The organism is Variovorax sp. RA8 (genome assembly GCF_901827175.1).
Lineage (GTDB): Bacteria > Pseudomonadota > Gammaproteobacteria > Burkholderiales > Burkholderiaceae_C > Variovorax.
The window spans coordinates 3,331,618-3,350,898 of record NZ_LR594662.1; the positions used below are offsets into that span (position 1 = coordinate 3,331,618).

The following is a 19,281-nucleotide window of genomic DNA, read 5'->3' on the forward strand; positions in this document are numbered from 1 at the left end:
TGTGGGTCGGGTGCGGTTGCTGGGTCGAACGCAGGGGTTCAGGTGGTCAGACTCATCGCCGGGCGCTCGCCTCTCAGGGCCTGCGCAACGCTGGCCAGCACCATCTCGGCCATGGCGGTACGCGTCTCCCAGGTCGCGCTGGCCCGGTGGGCCTGCAGGGTCACGCTGTCGGACTGGCGCAGCGCCAGCGGCACGCGCGGCTCGTCGACGAAGACGTCCAGGCCTGCACCCGCAATGCGGCCGTCGGCCAGCGCTTGTGTCAGGTCGGCCTCGTTGACGAGCCGGCCGCGGGCGACGTTGACCAGGAAGCCACGCGGTCCCAGCGCGTCGAGCACGGCCGCATTGACGAAGGCTTCGGCCTGGTCCGCAGCGGCGCACAGCACGAGCGCGTCCGATTCGCGCGCCAGATCCACCAGGCTGGGCATGAAGCGGTGCGCGACGTCGTCCATGACGCGGAGGTCGGTATAGCGGATGGGGCAACCGAAGGCGGCCGCCCGCGCTGCCACGGCGCGGCCCACCCGGCCCATTCCGACGATGCCGACGCGCATGCCGCTGAACCGGCGGGCGAGCGGAATGGCGCCGGGCTGGGGATGAAGCTCCCACTGGCCGTCTCGCACGAAACGGTCGCCGGCGCACAGGTTTCGGCAAGCCGCGATCAGCAAGCCGATGGCCAGGTCGGCCACGTCTTCCGTCAGCGCGCCCAGTGTTGCGGTGACGGGCAGGCCGCGATCCCGGCAGTACGCCAGATCCACGGCGTCGGTGCCGACGCCATTGACGGCCACCACCTTCAGGCCAGGCAATTGATCCAGCATCGCTCGCGAAACGCCGGTGTGCCCGCCGGTGATCACGGCGTCGATCGACGCGCCGTGTTCACGCAGCCAGGCCTCCGGATCGGTTGCCTCGAAGTGCTTGTGGACGACGTAGAGCGACGCGAGCTTGTCGTTGATGGCAGGGATCAGGATCGGATTGAGTTGAAGGACTTGGGGTTTCATTCACTGTTCGCGCAGAGTGGCTGGAGTTGGGTACATGCTAGTAATGGATTGACGGATTGGTCAATATTGATCTATATAATCAATATAAATTAACTCCCGTTCGGCACCGCCATGGCTTCCTGGATTTCGATGAACGAGGCGTGCAAGCTTCTGGGTGTGCAGCCTCAGACGGTCTACGCGTACGTGAGCCGCGGCAAGCTGGAAGTCATGCCCGACCCGGCCGATACGCGGCGCAGCCTCTACCGTGCCGAAGACGTTGCCCGCTTGGCCAAACGGAAACAGGCTGGTCGCAAGCACGAGACGCTGGCCGCCAATACCTTGTTCGGTTCGGAGCCCAGCATCCCAACGGCGCTTTGTGCGTTTTCTCGCGGGCGCCTGTACTACCGAGGTCGGGATGCGGTGAGCGCGGCGCGGACGGCGCAACTGGAAGATGTGGCTCAACTGTTGTGGGGCGCCGAGCACGCCGTCGATTTCTCTTCCTCGACGCCAATGCGCTCAGGCAATCCTGGGCGGGAGGCGGCATTCGCCGCCTTGGCCAGCCTGGCGGCCGCTGGGCATTCCACCGGCGGACGTCTGACCCGAGTGCTGCACGCCGAGGGCCAGAGTCTCGTAGGTCAGTTGGCCAATGCGTTCGGCGCCTCGCCAGGACGCGAACCTCTGCATCTGCGCTTTGCCAAAGGGTGGAAGCAATCTTCCAAGGTGGCTGATCTGCTGCGAACGGCCATGGTGTTGCTGGCCGATCATGAACTGACCAGTTCAGCCTTTGTCGCGCGCATTGCCGCTTCCACAGGTGCCTCGTTGCCGGCATGCCTCCTGGCCGGATTGACCACTCTCTCCGGCCCCTTGCATGGAGATGCCTCAGGGCGCGTCCGGGCGCTGTTCAGCGAGGTGGAACGACTGGGTGAGGACAAGGTGCTGGCCCACTACTTGTCGAACGGCTTGTCGCTGGCAGGATTTGGCCATCCCCTCTATCCCGACGGCGATCCGCGTGCGGCTGCATTGCTGGCTTTGTTCGAGCCTCCCAAGGTGATCGCGCGCTTCATGGCAAAGGTGCCGAAGCTGACCGGGTTGCAGCCCAACATCGACGTCGCTCTGGCCGCCCTGGTCGCTCACCACCGACTTCCTGCCGATGCGGCCTTTGGCCTGTTCGCAACGGCGCGTAGCGTCGGGCTGTTGGCGCACAGCCTGGAGCAACTGGGCGTGGCGCAGGTCATCCGCCCGCGCGGGCGCTATGTAGGCCCGCTGCCCGAACCGCATGACTGTGCCTAGTGGAACAGTAGTCGGCCAGCCAGCGGCGGAAGGCCTCCATGGCGGCGCTGGGCTTTCTCGACTTGAGCCGCACGAGCCAGTAGCTGCCGGTCGTCACCTCGGTCGAAAGCGGTCGCACGAGCCGGCTCTCGTCCAGTTCGCGTTCGAACATCGAGGCCGGCGCGAGCGCCACGCCGGCACCCTGCATGGCGGCTTCCACCATCAGCCGCGAGGAATCGAACACCGGCCCGCGGATCGCCGGGCAGGCAGCGCCGGCCGCCGCGAACCAGGCAGGCCAGTCCTCGCTACGGTAGGAACGCAGCAGCGTCTGCGGCGCCAGGTCCCGGGGCTTGGCGATGCGCGCAGCGATCGCCGGCGCGCACAGAACCGAGAGCGGCGCCGCCATCAGGTGCTCGGCCTTCAGGCCGGGCCAGTTGCCGTCGCCGAAGCGGATCGCACAGTCCAGCCCCTCGCCCGCCAGGTCGACTACGTTGTTGTGCGTCATCAGCCGCAGGTCGACGAAGGGGCAGCTTTGCTGGAACAGCCTCAGCCGCGGCAGCAGCCAGCCGACGGCGAAGGTGCCCACCACCCCCACCGTGAGCACCTCGAAGAAGTGGCCGTTGTCGAACTGCTGGACCACCGCCTCCATGCGACCGAAGGACTCGGCCAGCACCGGCAGCAGCGCGTGGCCCTCGTCGCTGAGCGCCAGCCCGCGCGGCAGGCGTCGGAACAGCGCCACGCCCAGCCGGGCCTCGAGACCGCGCACCTGCTGGCTGACCGCGGCCTGCGTCACGTTCAGCTCGGCCGCCGCCAGCGTGAAGCTCAGGTGGCGCGCCGAGGATTCGAAGGCGCGCAGTGCGTTCAGAGGAAGATGGGTGCGAGCCATAAGATTTTCTTGTGCAAGACAGCAAATACTATCGTTTGTGCTGCCACCTCAGATCACGGAAAGTCGCTGCTTTTCAGGAGCAGCATCCCCATGATTCAACGACGTCAATTCGCAGGCGCCCTTCTTCTTCCGCTGGCCGCCGTTTCCTTCGACATCCACGCCGACGGCCGCCCGGACCTCGCGCGGCAGTTTGCCGGGATCGAGAAAAAGACCGGCGGACGCCTCGGCGTCCATGTGCTGGACACCGCCAACGGCCGGCGTGCCGGCCATCGCCAGGACGAACGCTTCGCCATGTGCAGCACCTTCAAGTTCCTCGCCGCGGCGCTGGTGCTGGCACGGGTGGACCAAGGCAAGGAAAAGCTGGATCGCCGCCTCACCTACTCGCGCCAGGAACTCGCGCCTCATTCACCGGCGACGGAGAAACACGCGGGCGGCGATGGCATGACGATGGCGCAGTTGTGCGAGGCCACCATCACGCTCAGCGACAACACCGCCGCCAATCTGATGCTGGCGAGCTTCGGCGGGCCCGCGGGCCTGACCGCCTACATGCGCTCGCTCGGCGACCCGCACACGCGGCTCGATCGCATCGAGCCCGGCCTCAACGAGGCCCGTGCAGGCGATCCGCGTGACACCACAACGCCTGCCGCCATGGTGGGCAGCATGCAAAAGATTCTCTTGGGCGATGCGCTCTCGCCGGGCTCGCGCGCCCTGCTGCTGCAGTGGCTGGACGACAACAAGACCGGCGGCGAGCGCATCCGCGCCGGCCTGCCGGCGGACTGGAAGGTGGGCGACAAGACCGGCACGGGCGAGAACGGCGCGGCCAACGACATCGCGATCCTGCGCCCGCCGGGGCGCCCGCCCATCCTGCTGTCTGTGTACCTGACGGAGACGAAGGCCTCGATGGCGGATCGCAACGCGGCCCATGCGGCCGTCGCGGCGGCGGTCGCGGCCTGGGTCGGCAGGGGGGCGTGACGGCCCATTCACCAGCGCCGGCCAGGGAGCTCACGCAAGCCGCGTCACACCGCTTGCGGCGCACTGCCGCCCAGGCTTGCGCAGGCGCGGCGCAAGCGCTCCTCGGCCGAGTCCGCCACGCGCTTGACCTCGGGATTGCCGACCAGATTCACCATGACCTGCGGGTCGAGAAAGCCGACCACCACCCGGTCCGTTGCTTCCTCGCGCACGGTCACGTTGCACGGCAGCAGCAGCCCGATGTCCGCCGAGGCCTGGAGCGCCTGGTGCGCCAGCGGTGGGTTGCACGCGCCCAGGATGCGGTATGGGGGCATTTCCACGCCAAGCTTTTCCTTCATGGCGCGCTGAACGTCGATGTCGCTGAGCACGCCGAAGCCTTCGGCCTTCAACGCGGCGATGGTCTTGGAAAGCGCTTCGTCGAAGGACGAACCGACGAGCGTCGTGGTGAATCCATACATGGGAACCTCCGTGGCGGGATGAATGGGATGGTTTCAGATGCGGCCTGCCGGCGTGCACGATCCTTCGGTGACCAGCTTGGACAACTCGGCGAATCCGATCGGGGGGCGGGTCAGCCAGGGAAGCGTGAAGATGCGCTTGGCCAATCCGGTCGACATGCGCTCCATCTGCTTGCGTTCACCCGCCAATCGCGCCCCCAGCAGTGGGTCGCGAGTGCCGGCGGCCAGAACGCTCTTGTTGAGGACCCACGCATAGGGCTCGATACCGGCGCGGCGCAGGTCATCCTGCAATGCAGCGGCTTGGGAAACCGGGGTCACTTCCGGCAGCGTCACCAGGATGATCCTGGTGTACGCAGCGTCCTGCAGCCTCATCAGGGGCGTGACGACGCGAGCGCTTCCGTGCCCCTCGAACTCCCGCACCATCTGCCGGTGGTAGGCGCCCGTGGCGTCCATCAGCAGCAGCGAATGCCCGGTGGGCGCCGTGTCCAGCACCACGAAGGCGCTGCGCGCTTCGCTGACGATGCGCGAGAAGGCGTGGAACACGGCCACCTCCTCGGTGCACGGCGATCGCAGGTCTTCGAGCAACAGCGCTTGCTCCTGCGCGCTGAGACCAGGTGACCTGGCGGCCATGATCTTGTCGACGTAGCGCTCGGTCTCTGCCTTGGGGTCGATGCGGTCCACACGCAAGCCCTCCACCTCGCCGTCGAGCGTTGCCGACAAGTGAGCCGCCGGGTCGGTGGTGCTCAGATGAACGGTCTTGCCGCGCTGGAGCAGGCCAAGCGCCAACGCGGCGGCCACCGTCGTCTTGCCGACGCCGCCCTTGCCCATCACCATGATCAGCCCGCGGTCCGCCGCGGCGAGTTCGTCTGCCAGCGCATCCAGGCCCTGCAGCGGGACCGTGATCTCGGCTGCCACAGTCTCGCCGGTCAGGCTCGGGGCACCTGCGTCGCCGAGCAGCGCACGCAACGCGGGCAGGCCAACCACATCGAACGCTCGCAATGGCACGCTGTCTTGCGGCAAGGCACGCAGGGACGCAGGCATTTCCACCAGGGCCTGCCGGCCCATGGCCTCGATGGCGCGTGCCACCGCATCCGTGGAGTCGCTGGCGCGGAACACGCCGTTGATGGCGAGGCGCTGATTGTTCAGGCCAAGCGCATGCAACTCGTCCGATGTGCGCGCCGCTTCGGTGATCGCGCCCTTGTCAGGTCGGGTCACCAGGACAACCGTGGTCCGCGCCGGATCGCTCAAAGCCTCCAGCGCAGCCTTGAAGCGCGTCTCCTGCATCTTCAATCCCGAATGCGGGCCCAGGCAGGACGCGCCACGGTCGTTGCCGGCCAGGAACCCGCTCCATGCCTTTGGAAGGCTGAGCAAGCGCAGCGTGTGCCCTGTCGGGGCCGTGTCGAAGACGATGTGGTCGAAGTCTGCCGCGCCGTCGGACAAGAGGGATGCAAACTCGTCGAAAGACGCGATCTCGGTCGTGCAGGCGCCCGACAGCTGTTCGCGCACGGTCGAGAGTTCGGCTTCGCTCGCGGCGCCGGCGGCCATCTGCCCCAGGACCCGCTGCCGATAGGACTCGGCCGCGGCGCCGGGGTCGATGTTGAGCACCGACAGGCCGCGAGCTCCAGCCACGGGCGTCGGTGTGTTGCGCAGTTCGATGCCCAGCATCTCATCCAGATTGGAAGCCGCGTCGGTACTGACGAGCAGGACCGATTTGCCCGAATCCGCCAGCGCCAGTGCAGCCGCTGTGGACAGGGACGTCTTTCCGACGCCACCCTTGCCGGTGAAGAACAGATGACGGGTGGCCTGCCTCAGAAATCCCATGGCCATCCCGTGAGGCTTCGACCAGTCTCCTGAACCCGGGACCTTGACTTCCATCTTTGGGTACTCGTTCGCATTCGTGAAGTTGGAGCAGCGCAGCCCCGAGGGCGGACCCGCCCACATTCGTCGCGACACCGTGAAGTTCAAAGGTGCCACTCGAGATGACGACTGTGCCCGGCGCTGCGGATCCGACCTTGAGATTTATCAAGAGATGCGCTGCAACTTTGCGCGCCACGACTACCGCCTGGGGGCGGCCGTCAATTGCTGGTCACTCGGCCTTCACGCCCGCAGTGCGGATGACCTTGCCCCACTTCTCGGTCTCGGCCGCGATGAAGGCATCGAACTCCTCGGGTGTGCTGCCGGCCGGGAAGGTGCCCATGGCCTCGAGCTTCGCGCGGGTCTCGTCGCTCTTGATGATCCGGGCCACTTCTTCCGACATGCGCTTGATGATCTCGCGCGGCGTGGCCGCCGGCGCCAGCATGCCGGCCCAGGTGCTCCCGGTGAAGCCCGCGAAGCCCTGCTCGATGAAGGTAGGCACCTCGGGCACTGCGGGCAGCCGTCGATCGCTGGCCACGCCGATCAGCCGCACCTTGCCGGCCTTGGCCTGGTTGATGAGCCCCGTCGGCGCATCGAAGAAGAGCTGGATCTGACCGCCCATCAGGTCGGTCAGCGCCGGAACCGCGCCGCGGTACGGGATGTGGATCATGTAGGTCTTGGTCAGCGACTTCCACAGCTCGCTGGTCAGGTGCGCGGCAGACCCGTTGCCCGAGGAGCCGAAGCTGATCTTGCCCGGGTGCGCACGCGCATAGTCGATCAGCTCCCTTGCCGTCTTGAAGGGCGCGTCGTTGTTGACCGCTGCGAGCAGCGGCGATATGCCCATCAGCGAAACACCGCTCAGGTCCTTCTTCGGGTCGTAGGGCAGCTTGGGGTAGAGCGTGGTGTTGGCCGCGTAGGCCGCGATCACCACGCCGAAGGTGCCGCCGTCCGGTGCCGACTTGGCCAGCGCATCCACGCCGATCAGGCTGTTGGCACCAGGCTTGTTGTCGATCAGCATCGGCTGGCCGAGCCGCGCCGACAGGCCCTGCTGCACCAGGCGCGCCATCTGGTCGGTGAATCCGCCGGGCGTGTAGGGGACGATGATGCGAATCGGCTTGTTCGGCCAGGGCGCCTGCGCGAACGCGGGCGCGGCGATGGAGGCGGCCGCCGCGGCGGCCGAGAGATGAAAGGTGCGGCGGGACAAGAGGCGAGTTGGCATGAGGCTCTCCGGTGGAGCGGCCATTCTGGGAGATGGTCCCGGTCGGCCTGCTCAGGGTTTGCCCCCCGCGCCGGGCCTTGCGGCAGCCCGTCGCGCCAGGCCTCAGCCCTTCCTGCCGCCGAATGCAACCAGCGCGCCGCCGACCACGATCGCCGCCACGCCGGCCCAGGTCGGGAAGTTGATGGTCTCCTTCTCCTTCACCGACAGCTCGATCGGGCCGATCTTGGCCTGGTGCGTTTCCTTGGTGAAGCTGAAGCCGCCGAGGCCGATGGCGGCGATGCCGGCGACGATCAGGATCAGGCCGATGATTCGTGTTGCATTCATGGTGTCGTGCTTCCCCGTGGTTTGAAGTGGATGCCCGACTGTAGCCGCCGCGCGGCATGCCGCGGTTCAGAGCGGCTGCACGTCCGCCACCGGGCTGCCGCGATGCAGCCACTCGCCCAACTCGTCCGCCAGCCGGCGCGCCTCTTGCGCGGCCGTGCTCCAGGCCTTGATCCGGGCCGGCGCATCGTTGCCGTAGCGCAGGAAGTCGTTGCGGTCGGGCAGCTTGCCATCGGGCAGCTTGCGCACCCACTCCGGATCGGGCGCCAGCACCACCGTGCGCTCGAGAAAGCGAGTGGCTTTATGGCGCCACTTGAGGCCCTTGTCCAGCCAGCCCGGTACCACCGCCTTCTGGAAATGCGGGTACAGCACCACGCCGTCCGGATTGCCGTAGTTCAGGTGCAGGTGGTAGTCGGTGATGCCGCCGTCCCAGTAGGCGCCGGGCGGCGCGCCTGGGATGTCGTGCACCGCCTCCAGCATGAAGGGGACTGAGCCCGAGGCCTGCAGCGCGAGTTCGAAATTGGCCTCGGCCAGCGCGACCTGGCGCGTGCGGAGGTCCTGCGTGCCGAAGGGCAGCGCCGCGCCGGGACTGGAGAACACCACGCGCTCCAGCCACGCGCCCAGGCCCTTGCGGTGCACGGTGTTGGCGATGACGGCGCCAAGGTAGCCGGCCGGCGTGCGCGCCCTGCCCTCGCGCCCGAGGATGTGGCGCCCCCGCGCGGTGATCACATGCAGCCGGTAGCGCGGATGCGCGAGCACCTCGCGCGTGCGGCCATCGTAGAAGTCGCGCAACTCCTTGCGGAATTTCGCGCTGACCTGTTGCGCGCTCATGCGCTTCTGTCCCGCCGGCGCTTCGAAATGAAGGTGGATGTACTGCCGTTCAAACCGCTCGAAGGCCGTCTTCGGATCGCTCAGGCAGGCGCTGGCAAGCCGCCATGCGCCGATGGAGGCCCCGACCAGGTCTACCGGCTGCGTCGCCTGCGGCAGCCACTCGCCGAACAGGAAGCGGTCGATGGGCCCGAGGACCAGCCCCTTCGGGCCGCCGGCCGCGCCCGGGACGGTGCGCACATCCTGCGGCGCCAGCCCGTTCGCGGCAATGTGTGCGTGCGCCGCCGGGCCCGCGTAGATGCGCAGGGCCTTCATCGCTTGCCCACGAGCACCCCGAGGCCAAGGACCTGCAGCAACCAGCCGACGCCAAGGCCGCCGAGCATCGTCGCGGCGACCACGGCGAGCAGGCCCCAGGGGCCGGCATGCGACACGGCGAAGGCCGTGAAGCCCGTGCTCCTGCTGACCTCCAGCATCGCGACATTGGCCACGTAGATCGCGAAGGTGTTCCTGCCGACGAGAGCGACCACCCGGCCCAGCACCCCCTGCTGCCGCGGCGGCGCGCGATCGGCTGCGACGGCACTCATCAGCAGCAGCAGGGAGGCGAGCGTCACGGTCAGCGCCAGGTATGCAGAATGCTCGGCGAACAGCCGGCTCTCGATCGGCGCCGCGAGCAGCAGCAGCACCCCGACGATGCCCAGGCCCGGCCTGCGGCCGAACTCGCCGCGGGCCAGCGCAATGCCCATCGCCACGTAGGGAATCCAGTAGATGAAGAGCCGGTCGCCGACCGCCGAGATCCACCGGTTTTCGAACAGCCAGTAGCCCGCGGCCACGTTCAGTGCCACGCCGGCCGCGATCACCGGCAGCGTCGGCGCATCCGCCACCCATCGCCGCAACAGCGGGAAAAGCAGCGTGAGCTGGAACAGGATGACGAAGTAGTACTGCCCGGACCACCCGTAGCCTCCGAACCAGCCGCCGACGATGGTGTGCAGCGGCGTGACGTCCCAGCGCCCGTCGTAGAACTTCTCGATGTAGAGCAGGGTCCAGGCGATGTAGGCCACGCCCAGCTCGACCAGCCGCTGGCCCAGGTAGGCCAGGTGCGTGCCCGGCCCGCGGCGTGCCAGCGCCTTCTCGAGGTAGTAGGCCCACAGCCCGATGAAAACCGGCACGCCGAAGCGGTACACGTCCTCGAAAGGCAGGCCCGCGTGGATGCAGACCACGCCGACGATCGCGGCCGCCTTCAGGTAGTCGGCGTTCAGGTCGCGAGTGCCGGCCGCTTCGGCGGGTCGGGCCGGCAGGCCGTCGCCGCGATCGGCCAGTGCGCGAAGATCAGGTTGCTGGCTTGCCATCAGGTTCCTAGGGCTTGCGCAGGCCCTGCAGCTTGGCGAATGCGCTGGCCATTTGGCCGGCGGGCTGCGGCGCGTTGTCGCGGCGCGGGCCCTGCTGTCCACGCCCCGCCCCTTCGAAGCGGTTCTCGCGCGGGCCGTCGCGCCGGCCGGGCGCCGCGTCCAGCTTCATCGACAGGCCGATGCGCTTGCGCGCCACGTCCACTTCCATCACCTTGACCTTGACGATGTCGCCGGTCTTCACGACCTCGCGCGCGTCGTTGACGAACTTGTGCGAGAGCTGGCTCACATGCACCAGGCCGTCCTGGTGCACGCCGAGGTCGACGAAGGCGCCGAACTGCGCCACGTTGCTCACCGTGCCCTCGAGCACCATGCCCTCCACCAGGTCCTTGATGTCCTCGACGCCGTCGTTGAAGCGCGCCACCTTGAAGTCCGGACGCGGATCGCGGCCTGGCTTCTCGAGCTCGCCGAGGATGTCCTTCACCGTGATGACGCCGAACTTCTCGTTGGCGAAGAGCTCGGGCTTCAGGGTCTTGAGCATCTCGGCACGGCCCATCAGCGCATCGATGGGCTTGCCCGTCTTCTCGATCATCTGCTCGACCACCGGGTAGGTCTCGGGGTGCACGCCCGTCATGTCCAGCGGATTGGTGCCGCCCCGGATGCGCAGGAAGCCCGCGCTCTGCTCGAAGGTCTTGCCGCCGAAGCCCGTGACTTCCAGCAGCTGCTTGCGGGTGGCAAAGGCGCCATTGGCCTCGCGCCAGCGCACCACCGCCTTGGCGACGCCCGCGGACAGGCCCGAGACGCGCGACAGGAGCGGCACGCTCGCGGTGTTGAGGTCCACGCCTACGGAGTTCACACAATCTTCGACCACGGCATTCAAGGTACGCGCCAGCTCGCTTTGGTTCACGTCGTGCTGGTACTGGCCGACGCCAATGGATTTGGGATCGATCTTCACCAGCTCGGCCAGCGGATCCTGCAGGCGGCGCGCGATGCTGGCGGCGCCACGAAGGCTGACATCGACGTCAGGCATTTCCTGCGAAGCGAACTCGCTGGCGGAATAGACCGACGCACCGGCCTCGCTCACCACCACCTTCTCGACCTTCAGCGGCGGTGCGCCGGCCTGCTCGGCCATCTTCGCCAGCAGCTTGATCAGGTCCGCCGCCAGCTTGTCGGTCTCGCGGCTGGCGGTGCCGTTGCCGATCGCGATCAGGTTGACGCCGTGCTTGGCGCACAGCTTGCCGAGCGTGTGGAGCGAGCCTTCCCAGTCGCGCCGCGGCTCATGCGGGAACACTGTGGCGGTGTCGACCAGCTTGCCGGTGGCATCGACCACCGCGACCTTCACGCCGGTGCGGATGCCCGGGTCCAGGCCCATCGCGACGCGCTGCCCTGCCGGTGCGGCCAGCAGCAGGTCGCGCAGGTTGTCGGCGAAGACCTTGATGGCGACCTTCTCGGCCTCCTCGCGCAAGCGGGAGAACAGGTCGCGCTCGGTCGAAAGCGAGAGCTTCACGCGCCAGGTCCTGGCCACGCATTTGCGGATCAGGTCATCGGCCGCGCGGCCTGCATGGCTCCAGCCCAGGTGCAGCGCGATCTTGCCTTCCGCGATCGAAGGCTTGCCCGGCTCGGGCTCGATGGGCAGCACCAGCTTGGCGTCGAGGATGTCCAGCGCCCGGCCGCGGAACACGGCCAGCGCGCGATGCGAGGGCACGCGGCCGATGGGCTCGTCATAGTCGAAGTAGTCGCGGAACTTGGCGACGTCGGCGTTGTTCTCGTCCTTGCCCGCCATCAGGCTGGACTTGAACAGGCCCTCGGCCCACAGCCATTCGCGCAGGCGCTGCACCAGCACCGCGTCCTCGGCCCAGCGCTCGGACAGGATGTCGCGCACGCCGTCGAGCACCAGCTGAACGGTCGAGAAATCCAGTCCGTCGGCGGCGGGCTTGACGAAGGCCGCGGCCTCCTCGGCCGGGTCCAGCGTCGGGTCGGCGAAGAGCTTGTCGGCCAGCGGCTCGATGCCCGCCTCGCGTGCCATCTGGCCCTTGGTGCGGCGCTTGGGCTTGTAGGGCAGGTAGAGGTCCTCCAGCTCCTGCTTGGTGGGCGCGGCATCGATGGCGGCGCGCAGTTCGGCCGTGAGCTTGCCCTGCTCCTCGATGCTCTTCAGTACCGCCGCGCGGCGCTCCTCGAGTTCGCGCAGATAGGCAAGGCGTGCCTCCAGTTCTCGCAACTGCACGTCGTCGAGTCCATCGGTGGCTTCCTTGCGGTAGCGGGCGATGAAGGGCACGGTGGCGCCGCCGTCGAGCAGATCGACGGCGGCCTTCACCTGGTGCTCGCCGACCTTGATCTCGGCGGCAAGCTGGCGAATGATTTTCTGCATGTCTGGAAAGAGTCCCTGCACGGCAGCGAGCAGGGGTGCCTCGGGTCAAGAAAAGAGAGCGACGGAAGCGCCGAAGTTTGCCATACCGCGCGACCGGCTTTGCCCAGTGCCGTCAGTGTCTTCAGAAGGGCAACGTTTAACAGCGAACCATGCCGAACGGCTGGATTCGTCACTCCGAGGAGGTGCCGCGCTATGGAGAGCGCTCAGGCGGATCGGGAATCAAGCCAAGCTCGTACAGGACTCCGCCTCGAAGATATTGGTCCAAAACTGATCCCATGCTGTTTTGGCCATCTCATAGCCAATACGGATCTCTTGCTCGCACTCGGGCGATTGGATGATCTCTTCATCGATCGCCGCACGCAGCCGGACTCGATGCAGGATGTCGATCTCTCCGCTATGAATGTCCCAAAAGCGCCAATCGACTCCGTCAGCAATTGCAACAATGGCCGGGTTGCGGCTGAAATGCAGATGCATCGCTGCGAGGTACTGCTGGCAGAGGCATTCCCCACCCAAGCCACGAAGCCCGATACCTTGGGCGCAGGACTCTTGGAGCATGCGCTGGCTGATATCTTCGAGTAAAGCGATATTGCTTTCGATAGGCTTGCAATCTGCAGGATCAGCGCCGACGCTCAGGAGAAAGGCGTCATAGAGATTAGGATGGGCATCTGGCGCACTGCCGACGCCGAGCTCCTCACTCAGGAACTCGGCCAGTAGGCTGCGCAGCTTGCCGAAGGGCAAGCGATGGACAAGCAAGGCCATGTCAGCGATGTAATAGATCGTGAAGTAGGATACTGAACAAAGATGCGCCTCAACGACTCCATCGGCAACGTCTGAAGCGTCCGCAGCTTGTGATCTGCCAGAAACTCAGCCTCCATCCGGCTCGCTTCCGCGCGTTTCCAAAACTCCTGCATTGCACGTCTCCTTCCTATGGGTAATCTCTGGGTTAGCCGATCGAATGACGAGAGCGTTCATATCTTTTCGTATTTGCCGACGTAAATCTGGTTGGTGAGGTAGTAGTCGGTGATCGCGAGCAAAACCAATTCATCTGTTCCAGTGTTGTGTGTCTGATGAATGGCCCAGCGCGGGCAAAACACCGCATCGCCCGGCCCGACCTGCACCCAGATCTCGCCCACGAGGACCTTGCCAGTTCCCGAGATCAAGTAGAAGAGGGTCTCATGAGCGTGCTTGTGCCGGTTGTTGCACTTGCCCGCAGGAATGCGCACGACACGGGGATCCAGTACCTCCGCCGTGCAGGGATATCGCTCGACCGTGAACTGGATTCCCCGTGTGTCGTCGAGTTGGGTACACATGATTTCCCCGGCGCCAGGGTAAAGAGCTATCGGGGGCTCGATCTCATTCTCAAGACTTCTTCGGGATTGAATGCGCTCGATGGAACACTCCATGCGTGCAAGCCGCATCATGGCAAAGAGATCAGACAGGAATTCGAGCTGATGGGTCAAGAGTTGATCCAGAACCGCGTAGTTCACGTCACCGCAAAGACTCACTGCCGTTGCAGGTATGCCTTGGATGTCCGGCCGTGCTTCGACATCGGTAGACTTCGCAATGGCCTCCTCAACGGCCGCGAGAGACAGAGCCGAGAGATGCACGGTTGCACGGATAAGGGCGCTTCTCTCTTGCGTTGGAATGCCCGCGTACAGCGCAAGCACGGCGCTTACGAAATGCCTTGCGAACGTGGGGGCTGCCGCGCTGCCGCCGATCGCAGAGGCGCCGATCTGGCGAAGTGCAGTCTGGTACCTCTGTCGCTGATAGTCCCCCATCAGAACAGCCAAATAGGCGACGGAGTTCTCGCCTTCAGCCCGAAGAGCGTGAGCGCCAGGTCCTTCGAGTAGCTCGGCGTGTGTCCATGCAAGAATGGGAATGATGAATAAGCGGTCTTCGTGAGTTGTCCATCCTGCGCTGAGCATGCGCAGGATGGGTACAGCGGGCAAGGCGTCAAATCGTTCTGCGCGTGCGATGGCTTGCTTGGAATGAAGTCGCCCTCCAGGCCGCTCATCTCTGGTTACTTCAGACTGCATGCATATCTCCCATGAACATCTCTGTGTTTTGTCTTGCCGCATATGTGACAGCTTCGAATGATTAACCTTAACCTGGGACTTTTCGCGCACCAGTCACGACCAGTGCGACTCCGGTCATGACCAGTCCGATCCCTGCCAAGGTTAACGGAGCCGGAACTTCGTCGAGCACGAACATGCCGATCAGAACGGCGAGAGCCGGCGCGAGCGCACCGAAGATCGCCGCTCTCGGGGCGCCCAGACGACGCACAGCTTCCGTGTAGAAGAACATTCCCAGGATCGCGACCGCAACGCCCTGCGCCAACACCTGGAACGCCACCGTGCTCAACGGTGCCTCGAAGATGTTGGGCTTCAACCAGAGGAAGTAGATCGGCGCAAAGAGGACAGCCGAACAGACATTGACCAGAGCGGTGGCATGCCATGGGCTGATGCCGGCGCGTCGCTGCGCAATCGTGAAGCTAGCGAAGCACAGGCCCGCCACCAGGAACAGCAAGTCGCCGCGCCATTCCCCTGCCGCTCGATGCGCAACCAGCGCATAGCCACCGATGCAGAGCACGCCGATCACGACAATGGCCATCCCTCCCAGCTGCTTGCGCGTGAATTTCTCGCCAAAGAAAAGTCCCGATAGCACGGCCACCCAGATCGGCATCATTCCAATCATGAGCGTCGCGACGTGCGATGCGGGCGCGAAACGCATGCCGAGCGAGCCCAGCATCATGAACGGCACGCCGGCGCCCATGACCATCACCAGCAGGCGCACGGCGCCGATCTGCGCGATGCCCAGACCCTTGCGGACAAGAATCGGCCATAGCAACAGTGCGGACACGCCAAAGCGAAGGAAAGTCACGTCGTGCGGTCCCAAGCTGGTGGTGACGGCGAAGCGTGTCGCCACGGCCCAGCCGGACCAGATCAACGCGACGGCGAGGCCGCAGAGAACACCGGCGGTCAGTGTCTGCCTTCCGGACGAGCCGGCAACTGGAACGGGAATCGCCGACATGATCAATGGCCCGCGCGCAGAAGCTTGATGATGCCGATGGCGTCATCCTGCGACTGGCCGGCTTGCATGGCCTTGGCAAACAGTGCGCGATTGGCAGCGGCAATTGGCAGCCAGATGTTGACCCGAGCGGCCTCGTCGCACACCAAGCCGATGTCCTTGGCGACGTGCCGGATCGGTGCCTGCTGTGCAAAATCGTTGGCCGCGAGCTTGGCCACCTTCGAGCGCAGCACATCGTTGGCCAGGGGACTCGCCAGGGCCATGTCGAGGAACTCCTGCACGTCCAAGCCAATGCCGGCCGCGAAATGAGTGGCCTCGGAAATCGCCTCGAACCAAGCGATGAGCAGCAGTTGATTGGCCAGCTTCATGCGCATCGCCGTGGGTACCGGGCCGCATCGCACGGTCTTCTTGCCGATCGCATCGAACATGGATTGGATCTCATCGATGTGATGGGCATGGGCTGCGGAGGCCAGAACCACGAGTTGACCCGCTTCGGCCGGCAGCCTCGAGCCCGAGACCGGCGCTTCTACGTACCGCGCACCCGCGTCGGAGAGAGCAGTGCCCAATGCTTGCGAATATTCCGGTGCGACGGTGGCCATCAGGACGATCGTCTTGCCCTGAACCGGCAGCCCGACTGCGCCATTGGCCGTTCGGCCAAGCACCTGGTCGACCTCCGCGTGGGTCGGCACCATGACGATGACGACTTCCGAAGATGAAATGGCTTGGCGGGCTGAGTCCGCAATCTCGATGCCCAGCGGCCGGAGGACGTCGCAGCGGCTGGGCGTGCGGTTGTAGACCGTGACGGCGAAACCCGCCTTCTTGAGGTTCCTGGCCATGGGCTCGCCCATGACGCCGACACCGATGAGTGCAATTTTCATCACGCTGCGATTTCTCCGTTATCAAGTTGATCCGCCGCACCACGGGGCTGGTGTTGTCGCGTGCCGTGACTCTAAGATGGGAAGGGTGTGACGTGAAATGAGTTATCGAGAACGAATCGTTCGCAGGGAGTGATATATGGAGTTTTCCGATTTGCAGATTTTTAGGACCGTCGTGCAATCAGGTGGCGTGGTGCGTGCCGCCGAGGTGTTGCATCGGGCTCAATCGAGCGTGACGGCACGCGTTCGCGTGCTCGAGGAGAAGCTGGGCGTGCAGTTGTTCCTGCGCGAAGGACGCCGCCTTCAGCTCTCTCCTGCCGGCAGGATTCTGGTGGGCTACGCGGACCAGATGCTGGAACTGGCCAAGCAGGCGGCCAGCGCGGTCAGGACCGACCGCCCCACCGGCGTGCTGCGGATCGGTGCAATGGAAAGTACGGCTGCAGTACGCCTGCCCGAGCCGCTGGGACGTTTTCACGAGCGCTATCCGGAAGTGGCGCTCGAGCTCTATACCGGCGATCCGCGGGAGTTGGTCAACCGGGTGATCAAGGGGGAGCTGGATGCGGCCCTGATTGCAGACCCGGTGTCCGATCGGCGCCTCGCGACGCAGGCGATCTACGACGAGGAGCTCGTCATCGTCGCCGAGGCCAGGCATGCGTCCATCACGTCGCCCAAGGACGTGTGCTCAAGGGCCATCCTCGCTTTCCATCCGGGCTGCCCTCATCGCAGGCGAATCGAGGAATGGTTCGCGCGTGGCCGCGTCATGCCCGAGCGGATTGTCGAAGTCGGCTCCTACCACCTGATCCTGGGCTGCGTCGCCGTCGGCATGGGCGTGGCCCTGGTACCGCTCAGCGTGCTCGAAGGCTATTCGGAGCGCGACCGGCTAAGCATCCACAAGCTGGGCTCGAAGTTCGGCCACGCCAAGACCCGGCTCGTCTGGCGCAAAGACTCCCCGCAGATGAAGATCCAGGCTCTCTCCTCCGTTTTGCTGGAGAGCTACAACGTCTAGGCATCACGCGACGCGGCGCTGCGCCGACGCTGACGCCAGCGGCGTCAATTCTTTCAGGATCGCCCGCACCCGCGCCGGCACCATCCGGTTGGCCGGCATCACCGCGTGGATCGGCGTGCTGGGGGGGCGGCAGGTCGGCAGGAGCTCGATCAAGGTGCCCGCAGCCAACTGGCGGTTCACCATGTAGTCGGGCAGTTGCGCGACACCCAGCCCCAGTTCGGCGGCCTGGGCCATGGCTTCGCCATCGGAGAACCGGAACTGGGCCACGGCGCGAAAGTCGCGCTGGCGCCGGCCTTCGCGAAAGTGCCAGACCTGGTCGCGGCCGCTGGTCGGCATGCGAAACAGGATCGCCCGGTGTCCGGCCAGGGCCGACACATCTTCTGGACGGCCATGGGCGTCCAGGTAGGCCGGCGCGGCACACAGGACCCAGTCCTGGCTCGCGATGCGCCTCGCCACCAGGCGCGAGTCCGCCATGGCGCCGATGCGGATCGCCAGGTCCACGCCCTCCTCGACCAGATCGACGAAGGCATCCGACAGCCGCACATCCAACCGCAGTTCCGGATGCTTGGCCGCGAGCTGGACGATCGCGGGCATCACGCGCTCGCGACCGAACACGACCGGCAGGTCCACCCGCAGGGTTCCGCAGGGCTTGGTCAGCGTGCCCAAGGCTTCGGCCTGAAGCCCTTCGAGTTCGGCGATGACGCGCCGGCAGCGGTCGAACAGCCGCTCGCCATCGGAGGTCAGCGTCACGCGTCGAGTAGTGCGATGAAAAAGCCGCAGCCTCAGCTTGGATTCAAGCCGGCCCACGGCCTTGGCGACCGTCGAGGGTGTGGTCCCGAGCTCTCGCGCCGCGGCGGCGAACGAGCCGTGCTTGACGGTCTCGGTAAAGGTCAAAAGCCACTCCATTCCCAGCATGTCGATCCTCCCTATTGCAGAAATTTATTCCTCAGTGTCATGCCTGAGGTGCGCATTCTCAATCAGGGTTGACGAGCGCAAACTGCCGGCCTTCAACGCACGCGAGCTCAGTCTTCGCGGCCTCGCAACATCACGGCAAATCAGGGAGACCTCATACATGGACACGTTCATCGATGATGAGCACGACTCGAAGTTCATTCTGTCCGCGAGACGTGACGAACTCAGCGCCCGGGCCCTCGTAGTCCTGGCAAAAGGCCCGGCCATGGTGCTGCACGTACGCGGCTTCGTCGACGCGACCACCTGCGCGCTCCTGGCGCAACGCGCCGAGTACCTCGGCTATTCGCCGTACTTGAACGTCCCCAATGTGCGACGCACCGGCATGGCGTTCTACGAGACCGAAGGCAAGCCTGAGCTCATCGACGACTGCTTCGCATTGGCGCCACAGAATCTCTCCGACTTCAGGCGCACCTGCGCGCCCTTCTGCTCGCCAATCGACACCTTGCGCTGCACGCTCGACGAAATCTGGCCGCAGGGCGCGCGCCTGCAATCCCTGAGCGGCCGCAAGATGTTCGTCGGCCTCTCGCGCTGCCTCGAGCCCGGCACCACCTTCCTGGCACACCACGACATCTTCGCGGAAGACGCCCCGCGACAACCCGAGGCCACCAGCCTGAGCGCCCAGTTCGGCGCCAACATCTACATGCAGATGCCCGGTGCCGGTGGTGCGCTGCTGATGTGGAAGGGCGAGATTGCGCCGGCGGCATTCAACAAGATGCGGGGCGAGGACTATGGCATTCCCATCGATCGACTGGGCCCGCCCGATGTCAGGGTGCGGCCTGCGCCGGGCGACCTCCTGATCTTCAATTCTCGAAAGATGCATGCCGTTTCGCCCGGGACCGGGCGCAGCCGCCTTGCGTTGTCCTGCTTCGTCGGCTACCGCGGCGAATCCAATCCCCTGAGTTTCTGGAGCTGAGACAC

18 protein-coding genes are annotated in these 19,281 nt (G+C 65.7%); 4 read left to right on the top strand and 14 right to left on the bottom strand.

Features of this window, described 5'->3' with window-relative positions; genetic code table 11:
* Positions 1-38 precede the first annotated feature (38 nt).
* Positions 39-992: a 2-hydroxyacid dehydrogenase gene (locus tag E5P3_RS15590; protein WP_162586800.1), complete on the bottom strand. Its 954-nt coding sequence runs from the start codon at positions 990-992 to the stop codon at positions 39-41.
* Between the two features lie 111 nt (positions 993-1,103).
* Between E5P3_RS15590 and E5P3_RS15595 the strand changes: the two genes are divergently transcribed.
* Complete coding sequence (locus tag E5P3_RS15595; protein WP_162586801.1) at positions 1,104-2,261, top strand: citrate/2-methylcitrate synthase; 1,158 nt, start codon at positions 1,104-1,106, stop codon at positions 2,259-2,261.
* Here the strand turns inward: E5P3_RS15595 and E5P3_RS15600 are convergent.
* Entirely contained in the window at positions 2,203-3,126 is a 924-nt protein-coding gene (locus E5P3_RS15600) for a LysR family transcriptional regulator (protein WP_162586802.1), read from the bottom strand. The genes E5P3_RS15595 and E5P3_RS15600 overlap by 59 nt on opposite strands.
* A 90-nt stretch (positions 3,127-3,216) precedes the next feature.
* On the opposite strand from E5P3_RS15600, the gene bla reads away from it, so the two are divergent.
* Positions 3,217-4,098 (top strand): class A beta-lactamase, encoded by an 882-nt coding sequence (gene bla / locus E5P3_RS15605; protein WP_162586803.1) that lies wholly within the window; start codon positions 3,217-3,219, stop codon positions 4,096-4,098.
* A 44-nt stretch (positions 4,099-4,142) separates the two neighbouring features.
* Here the strand turns inward: bla and E5P3_RS15610 are convergent, their stop codons facing one another.
* The 11 genes from E5P3_RS15610 to E5P3_RS15660 all read right to left on the bottom strand — a co-directional run bounded on the left by E5P3_RS15610 (position 4,143) and on the right by E5P3_RS15660 (position 16,388).
* Positions 4,143-4,553 (bottom strand): DUF302 domain-containing protein, encoded by a 411-nt coding sequence (locus tag E5P3_RS15610; protein ID WP_162586804.1) that lies wholly within the window; start codon positions 4,551-4,553, stop codon positions 4,143-4,145.
* A 33-nt stretch (positions 4,554-4,586) separates the two neighbouring features.
* Entirely contained in the window at positions 4,587-6,371 is a 1,785-nt protein-coding gene (arsA, locus tag E5P3_RS15615; RefSeq protein WP_197893968.1) for an arsenical pump-driving ATPase, read from the bottom strand.
* 265 nt (positions 6,372-6,636) lie between these two features.
* The gene (locus E5P3_RS15620) at positions 6,637-7,623 is read right to left on the bottom strand and encodes a tripartite tricarboxylate transporter substrate binding protein (protein WP_162586805.1); all 987 of its coding nucleotides are present in this window, start codon (positions 7,621-7,623) and stop codon (positions 6,637-6,639) included.
* A 102-nt stretch (positions 7,624-7,725) separates the two neighbouring features.
* The gene (locus tag E5P3_RS15625; protein ID WP_162586806.1) at positions 7,726-7,947 is read right to left on the bottom strand and encodes a hypothetical protein; all 222 of its coding nucleotides are present in this window, start codon (positions 7,945-7,947) and stop codon (positions 7,726-7,728) included.
* 66 nt (positions 7,948-8,013) lie between these two features.
* Positions 8,014-9,087 carry a phospholipase gene (locus E5P3_RS15630; protein WP_162586807.1) on the bottom strand — a complete coding sequence of 358 codons (1,074 nt, stop codon included), beginning with the start codon at positions 9,085-9,087 and terminating at the stop codon, positions 8,014-8,016.
* Complete coding sequence (locus E5P3_RS15635) at positions 9,084-10,118, bottom strand: acyltransferase family protein (protein WP_162586808.1); 1,035 nt, start codon at positions 10,116-10,118, stop codon at positions 9,084-9,086. The genes E5P3_RS15630 and E5P3_RS15635 overlap by 4 nt, the downstream gene beginning before the upstream one ends.
* Positions 10,119-10,125: 7 nt before the next feature.
* Positions 10,126-12,483, bottom strand: coding sequence for a Tex family protein (locus E5P3_RS15640; protein ID WP_162586809.1), 2,358 nt, complete (start codon positions 12,481-12,483; stop codon positions 10,126-10,128).
* 219 nt (positions 12,484-12,702) lie between these two features.
* A complete protein-coding gene (locus tag E5P3_RS15645; RefSeq protein ID WP_162586810.1) occupies positions 12,703-13,242 on the bottom strand; it encodes an iron-containing redox enzyme family protein in 540 nt (179 codons plus the stop codon).
* 209 nt (positions 13,243-13,451) lie between these two features.
* The gene (locus E5P3_RS15650) at positions 13,452-14,519 is read right to left on the bottom strand and encodes a cupin domain-containing protein (RefSeq protein WP_162586811.1); all 1,068 of its coding nucleotides are present in this window, start codon (positions 14,517-14,519) and stop codon (positions 13,452-13,454) included.
* 67 nt (positions 14,520-14,586) lie between these two features.
* Positions 14,587-15,513, bottom strand: a complete 927-nt coding sequence (locus E5P3_RS15655; protein ID WP_162586812.1) for a DMT family transporter — start codon at positions 15,511-15,513, stop codon at positions 14,587-14,589.
* Between the two features lie 2 nt (positions 15,514-15,515).
* Positions 15,516-16,388: an NAD(P)-dependent oxidoreductase gene (locus E5P3_RS15660; RefSeq protein WP_269473980.1), complete on the bottom strand. Its 873-nt coding sequence runs from the start codon at positions 16,386-16,388 to the stop codon at positions 15,516-15,518.
* 136 nt (positions 16,389-16,524) lie between these two features.
* Here E5P3_RS15660 and E5P3_RS15665 point away from each other — a divergent pair, with 136 nt between their 5' ends.
* A complete protein-coding gene (locus tag E5P3_RS15665) occupies positions 16,525-17,391 on the top strand; it encodes a LysR family transcriptional regulator (protein ID WP_162586814.1) in 867 nt (288 codons plus the stop codon).
* 3 nt (positions 17,392-17,394) lie between these two features.
* Here the strand turns inward: E5P3_RS15665 and E5P3_RS15670 are convergent, their stop codons facing one another.
* Complete coding sequence (locus E5P3_RS15670; protein ID WP_232073150.1) at positions 17,395-18,285, bottom strand: LysR family transcriptional regulator; 891 nt, start codon at positions 18,283-18,285, stop codon at positions 17,395-17,397.
* Between the two features lie 178 nt (positions 18,286-18,463).
* Here E5P3_RS15670 and E5P3_RS15675 point away from each other — a divergent pair, with 178 nt between their 5' ends.
* Complete coding sequence (locus E5P3_RS15675; RefSeq protein WP_232073151.1) at positions 18,464-19,276, top strand: 2OG-Fe(II) oxygenase; 813 nt, start codon at positions 18,464-18,466, stop codon at positions 19,274-19,276.
* The last annotated feature ends 5 nt before the right edge of the window (positions 19,277-19,281 follow it).